Genomic DNA, 16197 nt, shown 5'->3' with positions numbered 1-16197 from the left:
GAGTATCTGTGATGGCGCCTTTTCGTGTCCTGATCCTCGAAGACGACGCGATCCTCGCCCTGGATCTCGCCACCATCGTCTGCTGCTGGACCGACGCGGACGTGACGTCCTGCCGCTCGATCGCTCAGGCGAACCGGGCGCTCTCGGGCGGTTTTGATTTCGCGCTGCTCGACGTCGACGTCGTGGACGGCAAGTCCTACGAGTTCGCGCGATCGCTGAAGGATCGCAGCCTGCCGTTCGCCTTCGTCTCGGGCTCGGACGCCGAGGATGCTCCGGACGAGCTGCGCGACGCGGCCTTCATCTCAAAGCCCTACGACCAGCGCACCATCGAGCGCCTCGTGGCGGCGAACGCCGGCGCTCGCCGGCACCCCTGAGCTCGGCCTGAAAGAAGGTCTGTCCTGTCACCCGGCGCGTGAAGGCGCCGGGCGCAGGAACCGGTCGAGGAAGGAACTCACCCCGGAATCCTCGGAGCCTGCGTCTTCAGGCTCCAGATGTTCCTCAAGCGAACGCTCGAGCAGGTCGGCGTCGGAACGACCCTCGCGCCTGAGCTCTTCGAGATCACGATCTTGCCGAGCGGCCATGGGCGCACTCCACTGGTTCGGGCCGCCTTTCGGCGGGAACTTCGCCCCTGCTTCCGAGGTCAACGACGAGCGCCGGGTTCGGTTCGCCGATTCAGATCCAGTCGTCGTCGTCGCTGATCGGATCGTCGGCGTCCTCCGGTCGCGGCTCTTCGGTCGCCCCGCCGCGCTGTGGATCTCCCACGCCGTCCAATAGCCCTGAGAACCAGCCGCCTTCCTGGCTGGCAGCGTCCGACGCAGTCGGCGTGTCCTGATCGCCAGGCGAGGCGTCGGCAAGCCGAGAAGGCTCGCTGGCGCGCGCCTCGCCGCCTCCGAACAGCGACCGCACGCCCTCGAACAGCAAGGCGCCGCCGGCCACCCCGGCGGCGGTCTGCAGCGCGCCCGACAGGAACCCTCCGCCGCGAGCGGCGGGCGCTTCATAGCCCTGAGCGCCCTGCGCGCCGTAAGGCTGCGCCGGCTCGTAGCTCCGCCGGCCGTAATCGCTCGACCCGAAGGATGACGGCGCGCCCATCGCTTCGCCAGCGCGCGGGCCCCACGGCGAGGCCTGCGGCCGTTCGGCGCCCTCCACATCACGCAACCGACGCTCCAGTTCCTCGACCCGCGCCCTGGCGGCCTCGAGTGACTGGTCCTGCACGATCAGCGTCTGCGCCATCGCATAGGGCGCGTGCGGCTGGCGCCGGATCTGTTCTGCGATGAAGTCTTCGGCCTCCGGGTCGCGGTAAGCCGCTTCGGCGCTGCGGATGCGGTCGAACAGGCCGCTGATGAGACTGCGTTCGTGAGCGTTCATTGCCCGGGCTCCAGCTCCGCGCTTCGCAACAGGGCGAATCTCGACTGGAGATATGGCTGGATCCGGAGCGCGCCACGGCCTTTTCGTGGCGCGGGGCCAAGATTTCTCTACGCGGCTTCGCCGGCAGAGATTCCGCCCAAGCGGCCCTGAAGCGGCTCCGGCAGCGGCCCGCCTGTCGCCCAGTCGAGCAGTTCGACCGTGTGCACGCAGGGAATCCCGGTCCCGGTCCGGATCTGAGTCAGGCAGCCTATGTTGCCGGTGGCGACGATCTCCGGCGCCGTGCGCTCGATGTTGGCGACCTTCCGGTCACGCAGCTTGGTTGCGATCTCCGGCTGCATGATGTTGTAGGTGCCGGCGGAGCCGCAACAGATATGGCCCTCGGCCGGCTCCTTCACCTTGAAGCCGGCGGCGCGAAGCAGCGCCTTCGGCTCCTCCCGGATCGACTGACCGTGCTGCATTGAACAGGCCGAGTGATAGGTCACCGCCTGCCCCGTCTCGCGCGCAAGACGCAGCTCGAAGGGCGCGGCGAACTCCGTGATGTCCTTGGCGAGCGCCGACACGCGCGCGGCCTTCTCGGCGTAGGCCGGATCCTCACGCAGCATGAAGCCGTAGTCCTTGATCGTCGTGCCGCAGCCGGAGGTGGTGATGACGATGGCGTCGAGGCCCCCAGCCTCGATCTCGCGCGTCCAGGCGTCGACGTTGCGCCGGGCCTGGGCGAGCGCCTGGTCCTCGCGGCCCATATGGTGGACGAGGGCGCCGCAGCAGCCCTCCCCCTTCGCCTGCACGACCTCCACGCCGTGGCGCGTCAGGAAACGGATCGCGGCCTCGTTGATCGACGGCTCCAGCACCGGCTGCGCGCAGCCCTGGAGAATGGCGACCCGCGCGCGTCTCGGACCCGCGACCGCGAAGGTCGCAGGGCCTCGGCTCGCAGGCGCCGCGGGGGGCTTCGCGGGCGCAAGCCGCAGCATTGCGCCGAGCCGCGACAGGCCGGGCGTCCGGCTGAAGACGCCCTCGAGCGGCCGCGCGAGCCAGGCGCCGAACAGCGCGAGGCGGAAGCGGCCCGGATAAGGCAGCACGAAGGCGAGCAGCCGGCGCGTCAGGCGGTCTGCGAGCGGGCGCTTATAGGTCGCCTCGATGTAAGCCCGGGCGTGGTCGACGAGGTGCATGTAATGCACGTCGGACGGACAGGTCGTCATGCAGGACAGGCACGAGAGGCAGCGGTCGACGTGCTTCACGATCTCGGGCGTCGCCGGCTTGTTCTCCTCCAGCATCTCCTTGATCAGGTAGATGCGGCCCCGCGGACTGTCGAGTTCGTCGCCCAGCAGCAGATAGGTCGGACACGTCGCCGTGCAGAACCCGCAATGCACGCAGGTGCGCAGGATCTTTTCCGACGAGGCGAGCTGCGGATCGGCCGCGAGGCGTTCTGGGGCGAAAGCGGTTTGCATGAAAAGGCTCTGAGGCTTACCGGGCGGACTGCCACGCCGTGATGGCGTCCGACGGATAGAGGAACATCAGCACGTTGAGCGTGAGATTGTCCCGGATGACGTAGAGCGCGGCGAACTCCATGGCGACGGCCGCCACGATCGTGGCCCACACCGGCGCCAGGCGCGCGAAGAAGAAGCCGGCGATCATGAATCCGGCGTCAGCGAGCGAGTTCAGCACGCTGTCGCCCGCATAAGCGTCCGAGACCGTCGTGGTCCGATAGCGCTCGATCACCGCCGGGCTGTTCTCGATCAACTCCCACGCACATTCGACCGCGACGGCTAGAAGCAGCGCCCTGCCGAGCGGCGGTCGCCGCCCGCGCCCGAACAGCAGCCAGCCGGCCGCATAGAACAGGAAGCCGTGGATGACGTGCGACAGGGAATACCAATCGGCGATGTGCTGGGAGGTCCCGGCGTCGTTGGCGTTGGCGTGCCAGAGCTCGATCGTCCCGCAGGGGCAGATCAGCGGACGCCCCATCGCGGCGAGGCCGCAGGCGAGAACCGCGACGCACAGGACGGAGAACACCAGACAGGCGCGCTCGGCGCCGGGCGAGACCGCCGCGCCGACGTCAGAGCGCATGCATGCGGCCGGGATTGAGCACGCCTTCCGGATCGAACGCCGCGGTGACGGCGCGGGTCAGCCGCGCGAGCGCCGGCGCCTGAGGTTCGAACACCTCGACGGCCGCGCGGGTCGCCAACGGCGCACGGATGAGCGTCGCGTGCCCGCGCGCCGCCTGCACGGCCGGACGCACAACGCCCGCGCACGCATCTTCCGCAGGCTCGACGGCGATCCAGACGAGGCCGCCGCTCCAGTCGTAGAAGTGAGACGCGATGACCGGACGAAGCTTCGCGACCAGTTCCGCGGCGCGGGTCGGCGCCGCCGAAATCCGCCAGATCATCCGGCGCTCGGGCCCCAGCAGAGGCGCGGCCGCGGCGATTTCGCGCCACAGCGCGCGCGAGGTCGGAACGTCGAGCCGGTTCGTCGGACCCCGATGACCCAGCGCCTTCTCAAGCGCGGCGGTGCGGTAGCGCAGCTGGCTCTCGAAATTCTCCAGCCGGAGGCAGGTGCAGGAGGGCGTATCCCCTCGCGCCGGCAGGTAGGCCGCGCCGGTCACCTCGAACGGCGTGACCATGGCGGCGCAGAGCGCGGCGACGCCCGCCGCGTCGTCCAGCCCCTCCAGCACGAGGGTGGTCTCGCTCTCCGGCATCGGCAGCGTCTTGAAGGTCGCCTCTGTCAGCACGCCAATCGTGCCGTGCGAGCCCGCGGCGAGCTTCACGAGGTCGTAGCCCGTGACGTTCTTCATCACGCGCCCCCCTGAGCGAATGATCTCGCCCCGGCCGGTAACCATCCGCACGCCGATGAGCGCGTCGCGCGCCGCCCCGGCGATCACCCGCCGGGGGCCGGAGGCGTTGGCGGCGACCAGCCCCCCGATGGTGGGTTCGCCGGACGTGCCGTAAAGCGGGCGATGATCGAACGGCTCGAACGCCAGCCGCTGCCCTTTTTCGGCGAGCGCCGCCTCGACCTCGGCGACCGGCGTGCCGGCCCGTGCGGAGACGACGAGTTCCGAAGGCTCCAGCAGGGTGACGCCCGTCAGACGCTCCGTCGAAAGCGCCCGCGCCGCCTGCACCGGCCGGCCGAGGCCTGCGCGGGTGCCTGCGCCCCGGATCGCGAGCGGCGCCTTGCGCTCGATCGCATCGAGCACGATGGCCCCGACGCCCGCCTCATCAAGCGGAGACACGACGTCGGACGTCGCTTCCTGGCTGACCTGGAACGTCACGCGGCGGCCTTGTGCGACGGGAAACGCATCTCGAGCGGGAACACCTTGGCCGGGTTCATCAGCCAGTTCGGGTCGAAGGCCTGCTTCACGCGCATCATCTGCGCGAGCTCCACATGGGTGAACTGGACCGTCATGAGTTCGCGCTTCTCGATGCCGACGCCGTGTTCGCCCGTGAGGCAGCCGCCGACCTCCACGCAGGCCCGAAGGATCTCCTCGCCAGCCTCCTCGGCCTTCGCCAGAGAGACAGGATCGTTCATGTCGTAGAGCACCAGCGGGTGCAAATTGCCGTCGCCGGCGTGGAAGATGTTCGCGACCTTGAGGCCCTGCGCGTCGCAGATCTCGGTGATGCGGTGAAGGACCTCCGGCAGCCGGCCGGTGGGAATGGTGCCGTCCATGCAGATGTAATCCGAGATCCGCCCCATCGCGCCGAAGGCCGACTTCCGGCCCTTCCAGATCGCCGCCGCTTCGGCCGCGGTGCTGGCCTGCCGAGACGAGGTGGCGCCGTGCTGCCTGGCGATCGCTTCGATGCGGGCGAGTTGCTCGTCGAGCTCGACCTTGGAGCCTTCGACTTCGACGATCAGCAGCGCGCCTGCGTCTCTAGGATATCCGGCATGGGCGAAGTCCTCGCAGATGTCGATCGCGATCTTGTCCATGAACTCGATCGCGACCGGCACGATGCCTGCGCCGAGCACCGCCGCGACCGCGGCGCCGGCCGCCTCGCTGGTCTCGAAGCCGAACAGGATCGGCCGCGCGCCTTCAGCCATCGGCAGGATGCGCAGCGTGGCCTCGGTGACCATGCCGAACTGGCCTTCCGAGCCGCAGATCACGCCGAGCAGGTCGAGCCCTGGCGCGTCCATGGCGTCGCCGCCGATCTCCACGATCTCGCCCCGCATGGTGACGAAGGTGACGCCCATCAGATTGTTCGTCGTGACGCCGTATTTCAGGCAGTGCGCGCCGCCCGAGTTCATCGCGATGTTGCCCGCGATGGTGCAGGCGAGCTGCGAAGACGGATCGGGCGCGTAGAAGAAGCCCTCATGAGCGATGGCGGCCGAGACCCCGAGATTGGTGATGCCGGTCTGCACCCGCATGGTGCGACTGGCGAGGTCCACGTCCAGCACCCGCGCCATCTTGGAGACGCCGATCACCACCGCATCCTCCTGCGGCAGCGCTCCGCCAGCGAGCGAGGTCCCGGCGCCGCGCGGCACGACCGGCACGCCCTCGCGATCACAGAAGGCGAGCACGGCCGCGACCTGTTCGGTCGTGGACGGCAGCACCACCGCGAGCGGCATGCGCCGGTATGCGGTCAGCGCGTCCGTCTCGAAGGCGCGACGCTCGTCCTCCGAAACGATCACGCCCTCGCCCGGCACGAGCGCGCGCAGCCCGGCGACGATCTCGTCGCGGCGGGCCAGGATGCGCGGGTCGGCGGCCGGCATGGCGATCCCGGTCATCGTCTCCTCCTCTGATCCCTCTTTTGCGGCGCTTACGCCGCGCGAGGTTTGGAATCAGTCTTAGGTCATGGTGCCCGTCGCGGGTAGCCTGCGGGATGGGCGGCGGCCTTGCGCCGATCGCCTTGCCCTACATGTTCAAACGGGCCATCACGGCCGACTTGTCCGCCGCCTTTCGGAGCTTGCCTTGTCCGCCGCCTCCGCGCCGTCCCGTCCCCGCGTCGGCCTCTTCGCGACCTGCCTGGTCGACCTGATCCGGCCCTCCATCGGATTTGCGGCCGCCAAGCTCATCGAGCAGGCCGGCTGCGAGGTCGTGGTGCCGCCGCAGACCTGCTGCGGCCAGCCCGCGTTCAACAATGGCGACCGCGCCACGGCGCGCGACCTTGCACTCCAGGCGATCGACGCCTTCCAGGGCGTCGACTATGTGGTCGCGCCCTCCGGCTCCTGCGCCGGCCAGTTGAAGAAACACGTGCCTGAGCTGTTCGCGGGAGAGCCGGACCTCTCCCGCCGCGCCGACGCCTTCGCGGCCAAGGTGTTCGAGCTCGTCACATTTCTCGTCGACGTTCGCGGGATGACGTCGGTGCCCGCCCGCTTCGACGGCGTTGTCACCTATCACGACAGTTGCGCGGGCCTGCGCGAGCTCGGCGTCAAGGCGCAGCCGCGCAGGCTGCTGGAAAGCGTACAGGGGCTGACGATCGCGGAGATGAAGGATCCGGACGTCTGCTGCGGCTTCGGCGGCACCTTCGCGGTGAAGTATGGCGAGATTTCCGACGCGATCGTCGCCAAGAAGACCGACAACGTGGTGGCGGCCGGCGCCGGGACGCTGCTTGCGGGCGACCTCGGCTGCCTGATGAACATGGCCGGGAAGCTGCAGCGACAGGGGCGCCCGGTCCGAGCCCGCCACGTCGCCGAAGTGCTGGCCGGGATGGGCGAGGAGCCCGCCATCGGCGAGCCGACGCGGGGGGAGTGACAGGATGACGGCGCATTTCACCTCGCCGGCGTTCAAGGAGAACGCCCACCAGGCGCTGCACGACCCGGCGCTGCAGCGCGCGCTCGGCAATGTCGAGAGCGGCTTCATCGCGAAGCGCCGGAAGGCGGCCGACAAGCTGCCGGAGTTCGAGGCGCTGCGCGACAGCGCGCGCGACATCAAGAACCACACGCTGGCGCATCTCGACCTCTATCTCGAGGCCTATGAGGCGCGGGTCACGGCCGCCGGCGGACAGGTGCATTTCGCGCCCACGGCCGAGGATGCGTCGAAGATCGTCGTCGACATCTGCCGCCGCGTGGGCGCGAGGACGGTCGCCAAGGGCAAGTCGATGATCTCCGAGGAGATCGAGCTCAACGCCCACCTAGAGGCGGCGGGCGTGAAGCCGATCGAGACCGACCTTGGCGAGTACATCATCCAGCTGCGCGGCGAACGGCCGAGCCACATCGTGGCGCCGGTCATCCACCTCAACCGCGACCAGATCGAGAGCGACTTCCGCCGCGTCCACCGCGACCTGCCCCCCGAACGCGATCTGCACGCGCCGGAGTCGCTGCTCGCCGAGGCGCGCGGCGTGCTGCGGCAGAAATTTCTTGCGGCCGATGTCGGCATCACCGGGGCAAACTTCCTGGTGGCCGAAACCGGCACGTCGATCATCGTGACCAATGAGGGTAATGGCGATCTCAGCCAGACCCTCCCCCGGGTCCACATCGTGCTCGCCTCGATCGAGAAGCTTGTCCCCACGCTCGAGGACGCCAGCCAGATGCTGCGCGTGCTGGCGCGCTCTGCGACCGGCCAGGAGATCTCCGTCTACACGACCTTCTCGACCGGCCCGCGTCGGCCGGGCGACGTCGACGGACCGGAGGAGTATCACGTCGTCCTGCTCGACAACGGCCGCTCCGCCATGCTCGGCGGCGAGTTCCGCGAGATGCTCCGCTGCATCCGCTGCGCGGCCTGCATGAACCACTGCCCGGTCTATCATGCGGTCGGAGGCCACGCTTACGGTTGGGTCTATCCGGGACCGATGGGCTCGGTGCTGTCGCCCTCGCTGATCGGCGTCGACAAGGCCGGCCAACTGCCCAACGCCTCGACCTTCTGCGGCCGCTGCGAAAGCGTCTGCCCGGTGCGCATCCCGCTTCCCAAGCTGATGCGGCACTGGCGCGAACGGGAGTTCGAGCGCCATCTCTCCCCCGCTACCGTCCGCTCCGGGCTCAAGCTCTGGGGCTTCTTCGCTCGACGGCCGCGGCTCTACCGGCTGGCGACGAGAGCCGGAATGGGCGCGCTCGCCCTGCTCGGCCGCGGCAAAGGCCGGTTCCGTACGTTGCCGTTCGCGGGCGGCTGGACGGCGACGCGCGACTTCGCGGCGCCCGAGGGCGGCACCTTCCAGGCCCAATGGGCGGCGCGGAAGGAGCGCGCATGACGCCGCGCGAGCAGATCTTCGCCAATATCCGCCGTTCGCTCGGCTCGACTAGCGCCGAGCGTCCGCGCCGCATGATCGTCGAGGAGAGGCTGGCGCAGAGGCCCGCCGGCGTTCTGCCGGCCCGCGCCACCGAAAAGTCGGCTCGCCAGCGGATCGCGCTGTTCGTCGAGATGGCGGAAGCCTCGGCGGCGACCGTCGCGACCGTGCCGGCGGCCGAGCACGCCCCTGCGGCCATCGCGGAATTCCTGCGAGCGCACAATCTCGCGCCACGGCTGCGTCGCGGGACCGACCCGCGCCTGGGGAACCTGCCGTGGGAGAGAACTGCGCTCGAGATCGCGACCGGCCGCTCCTTCGGCGACGACGCCGCGGGCGTCAGCGCCGCTTTCGGAGCGGTGGCGGAGACCGGAACGCTGGTGCTCGTCTCGGGCGAGGACAATCCGACGACGCTGAACTTCTTGCCGGACAATCATATCGTCGTGCTCGACGTCAGCGATGTGGCCGCCACCTATGAGGATGTGTGGGACAGGGTTCGCGACCGGTTCGGGGCAGGCGCCATGCCGCGCACCGTGAACTGGATCACCGGCCCGTCCCGATCCGCCGACATCGAGCAAATCCTGCTGATGGGCGCCCACGGACCACGGAGGTTGCACATCGTGCTTATAGATCCCGAGGCCGCCGCGACCGAGCCTGTCGAGGACTCCGCCGCCGCTCCGGCCGGCTCCACGCCCGCCGAGCCGCGCGTCGGCTCGACGCTCGCTGCGGACCCGAAGAAGCCCGGAGAAGAAAAGCCTGCGGATCCGGAACAGAAGCCGGACCCTGAGGACGAGGACGAAGAACTCGACGAGTCTCTGGACGAGAGCTTCCCGGCGAGCGATCCGCCTTCACAGACGCAACCGTGACGGCGGCCCGCCGGGGCTTGTGAGCGCGCACGGCGCGGGCCAGCCTCTGCGCCCCGGCGAGGAGGGCTGACGGCGGCGCGATGACGGTTCGGAACCTTGACGCCGTGTTCGCGCCCCGCTCGGTCGTCCTGGCCGGCGGAAGCCCACGGCCGGGGAGCGCTGGGAGGGTCATTCTCGCCGGCCTGCGCGAGGCCGGATTCGCCGGCTCAATCGGACTGGTCAATCCAGATCACGCCGTCATCGACGACGTCGCTGCGACGCGGACTTTCGCGGAGCTTGCGGCGCCGCCCGACCTCGTGGTCGTCACCGCGCCGCCCGACGCCGTCGCCAGGATCATCGAAGACGCCGGCTCGGCCGGCGCACGGGCCGCCGTCATCGTCACCCGCGGGCTCGGCGCCGGCCCCGGCTCGGCCCGTGCGGCGACCGAGCAGGCAGCCCGGCTCACCGGTCTCAGGCTCGTCGGGCCGGGCTGCCTCGGCGTCCAGAGCCCGTATGTCCGCCTCAACGTCAGCATCGCGCCCGAGGCCCGGCCAGGCGAGCTTGCGCTGCTCTCTCAGTCGGGGGCCGTCATGGCCTCCACGATCGAATGGGCGAACGCCCGCGGCATCGGCTTCTCGGGCGTGGTGTCGCTTGGCGACATGGCCGACGTCGACGTCGGCGACCTGCTCGACCATTTCGCGCTCGACCGCCGCACTCATGCGATCCTACTCTACCTGAACGCCGTCACCGACGCGCCGCGCTTTCTCTCCGCCGCCCGGGCGGCGGCGCGCATCAAGCCTGTGGTGGTGGTCAAGGGCGGCCGTCACGAGCCCGAAGGGCGGGCGTGGTCATCCTATGCGGCGAGCTTCGCCACCTCGGACGCGGTGCATGACGCCGCATTCCGGCGCTCGGGGCTGCTAAGGGTGGCGGATCTCGCGGAGCTGTTCTCCGCCGCCGAGACGCTCGCGCATGTCGCCCCGCTCACAGGCAAGCGCATCGCGATCGTCGCGAACGGCGCGGCGCTCGGGACGCTGGCGGCCGACCGGCTCGCTGATCTCGGCGGCGTGGCGGCGCGCTTCTCCGCCGAGACCGCGGCCCGTATCGCCGCGGCCCTTCCCGAGGAGACCGAAAGCCTCAATCCCGCAGACCTGCGCGGCGACGCGCCGCCGAAGCTCTACGAAACCGTTCTCGAAGCGGCGCTCGACGATCCTGAGGTCGACGCCACGCTCGCGCTGTATGCGCCGACCCGGCTGTCGCCAGCGCTCGGCTGCGCCCGTGCGGTGGTGGCCGCCGCGAAGCGGGCGCGCAGCCGGCGCTATCCGCCGAAGCCGGTCTTCGCGGCCTTTCTCGGCTCCGACCCTGCGCCACGCGCGGCGCTCGAGGCGGCGCATGTGCCCTTCTTCCGGACCCCGGAGGCCGCCGTGGCCGGCCTCATGCACCTGGTGCGCCACGTCGAGGGCCAGGCGGCGCTGCTCGCGGCCCCTCCGTCCGCGCCGGAAAGCTTTTCGCCCGACCTCGGTCGCGCGCAGGCGGCGGTCGCGGCCTGCCTCGCCAGCGGCCGCGAGTGGCTGTCGCCGACCGATGCCGCCGAGGTTCTGGCGGCCTACGACATCCCGCTGCTGCCGCAGACTTTCGTGGCGACGCCGGAGGAGGCCGCAGAGGTCTCCCGCGGGCTGATGGGGCCGGGCGGCGCCGCGCTCAAGATCGTCTCGCCCGACATTCCGCGGCGGTCGATGGTCGACGGCCTGCGAACGGCGCTGGAAAGCCCCGAAGCGGTCGAGCAGGCCGCGCGCGCGATGCTCACCCGCGTCGCGGCCCGTGCGCCCGAAGCCCGGATCGACGGCTTTCTGGTGCAGCCGCATATCAGGCCGGAGGACGGGCAGGACGCCTTTGCGGGGCTCGCCGACCATCCGGCGTTCGGGCCGGTCGTCGTGTTCGGGGCCGGCGGTCGCGCGATCGAACTGCTGCGCGATTTCGCCGTGGCGCTGCCGCCGCTGCATCTCGGATTGGCTCGGGACGCGATCGCCCAGACCCGCGTCGGCGGTCTGTTCGGCGGCCATGGCGACCTTCCAGCCGTCGATCGCGACGCCGCCGCGCTCGTGCTGGTGAAGCTCGCGCAGCTCGCGGCCGACATGCCCGAGATCCGCGAACTCGACATCAATCCGCTGGTCGTGACGCCCCGCGGCGCGTTCGCGTTCGACGCCCGCATCCGGGTCGCCCCGGCGCCGCGTGGCGGCGGAGCTGGCGTCGCCAATGCGCGCCTCGCCATCCGCCCCTATCCGAAACAGTTCGAGACCAGGCTCGTCCTCAGCGACGGCTCCGAGATCGCGGTGCGGCCTGTGCGGCCTGAGGACGAGCCGAGGGTCGCGGCCTTCTTCCGGCAGGTCGACGCCGAAGATCTGCGCCAGCGCTTCTTCACCCCGATGAGCGAGGTGCCGCGCGCCTTCATCGCGCGTCTCACGCAGATCGATTACGCGCGAACGATGGTCCTGCTCGCGCTGGACTCTGACGGAGCCGTTCTCGGCATCGTCCAGTTGCACGCGGATCCAAATGCCGACGCGGGCGAATTCGCCATCCTGCTGCGCTCCGACTTCAAGGGCCGCGGCCTTGGCTGGCGGCTGATGCGGACCCTGATCCGTTTCGCGAGATCCGAAGGCTGGGGCGCGATCACCGGTCAGATCCTGGCGGAGAACAGCTCGATGCTGGCTGTCTGCCGCGAGCTGGGCTTCGCCATTACGCCCGATCCGGACGATATCGGCGTCAGGATCGCGACGCTTTCCCTGCGCGATTGAGGCGCTCTGCTCGCGCCCGTGCGGCGCGAGCAGAGCAGAAGCGTCGTCAGGCGAGCGCCGGCTCCGCCCGCGTGGCAGGGGCCGCGCCCTCGAGCAGCTTCCTCCGCATGGGCGCGAGCGCGACGATCGCCAGCACGCCGGTCAGCACGTCCATCGCGATGATGATGCCGAACACCGGCATCCAGCTGCCGGACGAGGCGTAGATCCAGGCCGCGATCGGCCCGCCGAGAACCGAGCCGACGCCCTGCGCCATGTAGAGGAAGCCATAGTTCTTCGTGGCGTGCGTCTCGCCGAACGTGTCCGTCAGCGTCGACGGGAACAGCGAGAAGATCTCGCCCCAGCCGAAGAACACAACGCCCGACATCAGCACGTAGAGCAGCGGATCGTCGCGCACCGCGACCAGCGCGGCGATCGCGAGTCCCTCGCCGATGAAGGCGATCGCCATGGTCTTCTCGCGGCCGATCCGGTCGGAGATCAGGCCGAACACCGGCCGCGTCAGGCCGTTGGTGATGCGGTCGATGGTGAGCGCGAGCGGCAGCGCCGCGAAGCCGAGAACCAGAACCTTCTCGTCGATTCCGAAGGACCGGCTGAAGGTCGCGAACTGCGAGATCACCATCAGGCCGCCGGTCGACATCATGGTCATCATCGCGAACATTAGCCAGAAGACCGGCGTCTTCAGCATCTCGCGGCTGTTGAAGTCGCGCCGCGTCCGCAGGGCGTTGACGGCCGGCTGCGGCCGGCTCGCGGCCCCCATGGCGGGCGCGGGCTGAAGAAACAGGGCCGCCACGACGCCGACCGCGCCCTGCAGCAGACCGAACACGATCAGCGTGTGCTGGAGGCCGGCGGAGGCGAGCATCGAGGAGATCGGAAAGTTCAGGAAGATCGCGCCGAAGCCGTAGCCGGCCGCCGCCATGCCGGTCGCGAAGCCGCGCTTGTCGGGGAACCACTTCACCATCTGGCCGATGATTCCGATGTAGACGATGCCGGTGCCGATGCCGCCCAGCACGCCATAGGTGAAATAGATCGCCGGAAGACTGGTCGCGTAGGCGGTCAGCACCCAGCACAGGCCGGACAGCGCGCAGCCGGTCATCACCAGCAGCCGCGGGCCGAAGCGATCGACCAGAGCGCCCTGAAGCGGCGACAGCCAGGTCTGCAGCACGATCAGGATCGAAAAGGTCACCTGCAGATCGGGCAGCGTGCCGCCCACGGTTCCGAGCAGCGGCTTGGTGAAGAGCGTCCAGACATATTGCGGGCTAGAGATCGCCATCATGGCGATCACGCCGAGCGCCAGCTGGAACCAGCGCTTGCGACCGCTCACGGTCGAGGCGAGCGCGGTGGTGGTCATGTTTCAGTCTCCGGGAATAGCGTTCGCCCCCTCAACGCAAGGTTGGGGCCAACGACGTCCACGAGCTGATCAATCGACGTCTTCTGGCGCGCCAGCGGCGTGGCGTGCCTAATGCAAGCGCAGCCGGCGCCGTTTTGACAGGCGGCCGAGACGTGGCCATCGAGCAACGGTAGCCGGACCTTCCGCCGGAGGACGACTTGTTTTCACCTTCGGCTAGCAAAAGTGCGGCTAGGTTGCGGCTGACGGCCGTCGCGCCTCGCTAGGATCTGTCATGACTTACCGCGTTCCCACGCTCGCCGCGCTGCTCTCCCTCGCAGCCTTTCCCGCGGTCGCGGCGGACCTTCCGGCGTTCGAGCCGCCGGTGGCGGTGGAGGCCGTGCAGGAGGGCTGGATCGTCACGCTGAAGGGCACCGGCCTCTACACGACGAAATTCGAAGGCGCGGGCAAGTACGGAATTACCGGCATCCCGGGCCTCAGCATCCGCCGGCCCGGACAACCGTGGAAGTTCGGCGCGCCGGACGACGGCTTTGGCTTCGCGCTGATCGACACGCCCTATCTGCAATTCGGCCCGGTCGCCCGGATCCGCAACGAGCGGGACTCGAGCGACGACCACAAGTTCCGCGGCATGCACGACCGCGACTATGCGATCGAGCCGGGCGCTTTCATCGAGTTCTATCCGCTCGACGTGATCCGGGTCCGGGGCGAGCTACGGCGCGGCTTCTGGGGCCATGACGGTTTCGTCGGCAACGTCGCGGCCGACTACATCCAGCGCTTCGACCGCGTGACCGTCTCGATCGGCCCGCGCACAGAGATCGGCGACAGCCGGTTCATGAACACCTATTACGGCGTGTCGAACGGCGAAGCGGCGCTGAACGGCCGCGTCACGCGCTACAAGGCGAAGGGGGGCTTCAAGTCGGTCGGTCTTGCGAGCGCGATCACCTACGACTGGACCGAGCACTGGAGCACGACCGTGTTCGGCGGCTACGACCGGCTTGTGGGCGAAGCCGCCGACAGCCCGGTGGCCAAGAAGCTTGGCACGAAGAACGTGTTCACCGTCGGCCTCGGCGTCGCCTATTCGTTCGACCTGACCCGGTGAGACAGCTCCGGCGCCTCAGGGCGCCGGATGGTACTGGTAGAGCCAGGTTTCTGTGAGCACCTGGCCGCCAGCCTTCAGGTAGCAGCGCATCTCGACCGGCTCGGGTCCTTCCACCGTCAGGTCGAACTGGGCGCGCCAGTCGCCCTTCACGTCGCTCGGCACGGCTTCGGCGTAAATGTATGAGAACTTGCCCCGCGAGGCCCAGAGCACCGGCTCAACCGTCTCGCCATAGGGGATGTTCGCGAGCGGGCCGCCGAGGAACTCGACGATGAACTTCCGCACGCCCGCCGGCCGCGGCAAGCCGGGCTGGCCGCCCCGCCCGAGGCGCGTCCCGACGCAGCGGCCGAGATTCGTCGGGTAGGGCTCGTCATCCGCCCAGTGGAGCTTGTAGGCGAGCGCAAGCGTCGCGCCCGGCCTAGCAGGCTGGTCGGGAACCCAGTAGGCGACGATGTTGTCGTGGATCTCGTCGTCGGTCGGAAGCTCCACGAGCTGGACCGCGCCCTTGCCCCAGTCGCTGGTCGGCTCCACCCAGGTCGAGGGCCGATCCTGGTATTTCACCCCGTCCTCGTAGTGGTCGAACGCGCGGTCGCGCTGCAGGAGACCGAAGCCCCTCGGATTCTCGTCCGAGAAGGTCGAGGTCATGATCCGCGGCGGATTGTTGAGTGGGCGCCAGATGCGCTCGCCTGAGCCGGTCCACATCGCAAGGCCATCCGAATCGTGGACCTCGGGCCGCCAGTCGATCAGGGTGGGCTTAGCGGTTTCCGAAAACCAGTACATCGACGTCAGCGGCGCGAGTCCGAGCGTCGCGACCTCCTTGCGCATCGTGACCTCGGCCTCAATCTCCATCAGCGTGCCCGCCGTGCGGTGGATCAGGAAGCGGTAGGCGCCTGAGAGCGACGGCCCGTCCAGCAGCGCGAACACCGTGACCGGGTCGCCATCCGTCTTTGCGGGCTCGAACCAGAACGAGATGAAGTCCGGAAATTCCTCCGCGGCGCCCGGCGGCGGGAACAGCGCGACGCCCCGCGCCGACATGCCGACCTGGCCGCGGCCGCCGATCGCTCGGAAATAAGAGGCGCCCAGGAAGGTCGCGAACGGCTCGCGCGTCTTCCAGTCGCCCTTGTCGGTGACCTGGTCCTTGGCCTCCCGCACCCAGAAGCCTGCGAAGGCCGAAGGCTGCGGCGGCAGGCCGCGCGCGACGCTGTCCGGCGGCATGTCGAACAGGCTCGGATCGTAGAGGATTTCGCGCGCCTGCCCGTCCGCCACCGCATGCATGCGGACGGTCTTGGGAAAGAACTTGCCGACATGCATGAAGGTGATCGGATAGGCGCCGGCGCTCTCGCCGTAGAGCGCGTGCTCGGGCTTGAACTTGATCTTGCCGTGAGCGTCGTAGTCGATCTTCTGAACGATCGCGGGATCGGGCGCGGCCGGCGGCTGGTAGGGCTTTCCGGCAAGCGCCTTGGCGAAGGCCTTCAGGCCGTCATAGCTGAACGGCTCCGGCTTGCCGAACGTCAGCCGGTCGGTCTCGGCCGCGCGGGCGCTCCCGCCGAACGCCAGGGCGGCCTGCGCCGCGAGGGCGATCTGGAGCATCGTCCGGCGGTCGAGCAGATGAGCGGAC

Annotated in this window: 14 protein-coding genes; 6 read left to right on the top strand and 8 right to left on the bottom strand. The window is 69.4% G+C overall.

What is annotated here, in order from left to right:
- Positions 1-11: 11 nt before the first annotated feature.
- A complete protein-coding gene (locus VM780_RS15425; RefSeq protein ID WP_325448918.1) occupies positions 12-374 on the top strand; it encodes a response regulator in 363 nt (120 codons plus the stop codon).
- 27 nt (positions 375-401) lie between these two features.
- On the opposite strand, the gene VM780_RS15420 is transcribed toward VM780_RS15425, so the two are convergent.
- The 6 genes from VM780_RS15420 to VM780_RS15395 form a co-directional block, all read right to left on the bottom strand.
- Positions 402-581 carry a hypothetical protein gene (locus tag VM780_RS15420; protein WP_325448916.1) on the bottom strand — a complete coding sequence of 60 codons (180 nt, stop codon included), beginning with the start codon at positions 579-581 and terminating at the stop codon, positions 402-404.
- Between the two features lie 91 nt (positions 582-672).
- Positions 673-1365: a DUF2076 domain-containing protein gene (locus VM780_RS15415; protein WP_325448914.1), complete on the bottom strand. Its 693-nt coding sequence runs from the start codon at positions 1363-1365 to the stop codon at positions 673-675.
- Positions 1366-1472: 107 nt separating this feature from the next.
- Positions 1473-2810 (bottom strand): glycolate oxidase subunit GlcF, encoded by a 1338-nt coding sequence (glcF, locus tag VM780_RS15410; protein ID WP_325448912.1) that lies wholly within the window; start codon positions 2808-2810, stop codon positions 1473-1475.
- 16 nt (positions 2811-2826) lie between these two features.
- Positions 2827-3426, bottom strand: a complete 600-nt coding sequence (locus VM780_RS15405) for a DUF2585 domain-containing protein (protein WP_325448910.1) — start codon at positions 3424-3426, stop codon at positions 2827-2829.
- The gene (locus VM780_RS15400; RefSeq protein WP_325448908.1) at positions 3416-4624 is read right to left on the bottom strand and encodes an FAD-binding protein; all 1209 of its coding nucleotides are present in this window, start codon (positions 4622-4624) and stop codon (positions 3416-3418) included. Before VM780_RS15400 ends, VM780_RS15405 begins: the two co-directional genes overlap by 11 nt.
- Positions 4621-6072 (bottom strand): FAD-linked oxidase C-terminal domain-containing protein, encoded by a 1452-nt coding sequence (locus tag VM780_RS15395; protein WP_325448906.1) that lies wholly within the window; start codon positions 6070-6072, stop codon positions 4621-4623. Before VM780_RS15395 ends, VM780_RS15400 begins: the two co-directional genes overlap by 4 nt.
- Positions 6073-6256: 184 nt before the next feature.
- Between VM780_RS15395 and VM780_RS15390 the strand changes: the two genes are divergently transcribed.
- The 4 genes from VM780_RS15390 to VM780_RS15375 all read left to right on the top strand — a co-directional run bounded on the left by VM780_RS15390 (position 6257) and on the right by VM780_RS15375 (position 12141).
- The gene (locus VM780_RS15390) at positions 6257-7039 is read left to right on the top strand and encodes a (Fe-S)-binding protein (RefSeq protein WP_325448905.1); all 783 of its coding nucleotides are present in this window, start codon (positions 6257-6259) and stop codon (positions 7037-7039) included.
- Between the two features lie 4 nt (positions 7040-7043).
- The gene (locus tag VM780_RS15385; protein WP_325448904.1) at positions 7044-8471 is read left to right on the top strand and encodes a LutB/LldF family L-lactate oxidation iron-sulfur protein; all 1428 of its coding nucleotides are present in this window, start codon (positions 7044-7046) and stop codon (positions 8469-8471) included.
- On the top strand, positions 8468-9370 hold the full coding sequence (locus tag VM780_RS15380) for a lactate utilization protein (protein ID WP_325448903.1): 903 nt from the start codon (positions 8468-8470) through the stop codon (positions 9368-9370). The genes VM780_RS15385 and VM780_RS15380 overlap by 4 nt, the downstream gene beginning before the upstream one ends.
- A gap of 80 nt (positions 9371-9450) precedes the next feature.
- Positions 9451-12141 carry a bifunctional acetate--CoA ligase family protein/GNAT family N-acetyltransferase gene (locus VM780_RS15375; RefSeq protein ID WP_325448901.1) on the top strand — a complete coding sequence of 897 codons (2691 nt, stop codon included), beginning with the start codon at positions 9451-9453 and terminating at the stop codon, positions 12139-12141.
- A 46-nt stretch (positions 12142-12187) separates the two neighbouring features.
- Here VM780_RS15375 and oxlT read toward each other — a convergent pair whose 3' ends face one another.
- A complete protein-coding gene (oxlT, locus tag VM780_RS15370; protein ID WP_325448899.1) occupies positions 12188-13486 on the bottom strand; it encodes an oxalate/formate MFS antiporter in 1299 nt (432 codons plus the stop codon).
- 271 nt (positions 13487-13757) lie between these two features.
- On the opposite strand from oxlT, the gene VM780_RS15365 reads away from it, so the two are divergent.
- Entirely contained in the window at positions 13758-14582 is an 825-nt protein-coding gene (locus VM780_RS15365) for a MipA/OmpV family protein (RefSeq protein WP_325448897.1), read from the top strand.
- 15 nt (positions 14583-14597) lie between these two features.
- Here the strand turns inward: VM780_RS15365 and VM780_RS15360 are convergent, their stop codons facing one another.
- Positions 14598-16169, bottom strand: coding sequence for a glucan biosynthesis protein D (locus VM780_RS15360; RefSeq protein WP_325448895.1), 1572 nt, complete (start codon positions 16167-16169; stop codon positions 14598-14600).
- Between the last annotated feature and the right edge of the window lie 28 nt (positions 16170-16197).

This window comes from Hansschlegelia sp. (genome assembly GCF_035538955.1).
Lineage (GTDB): Bacteria > Pseudomonadota > Alphaproteobacteria > Rhizobiales > Methylopilaceae > Methylopila.
This window is presented reverse-complemented; position numbering and strand designations above follow the sequence as displayed.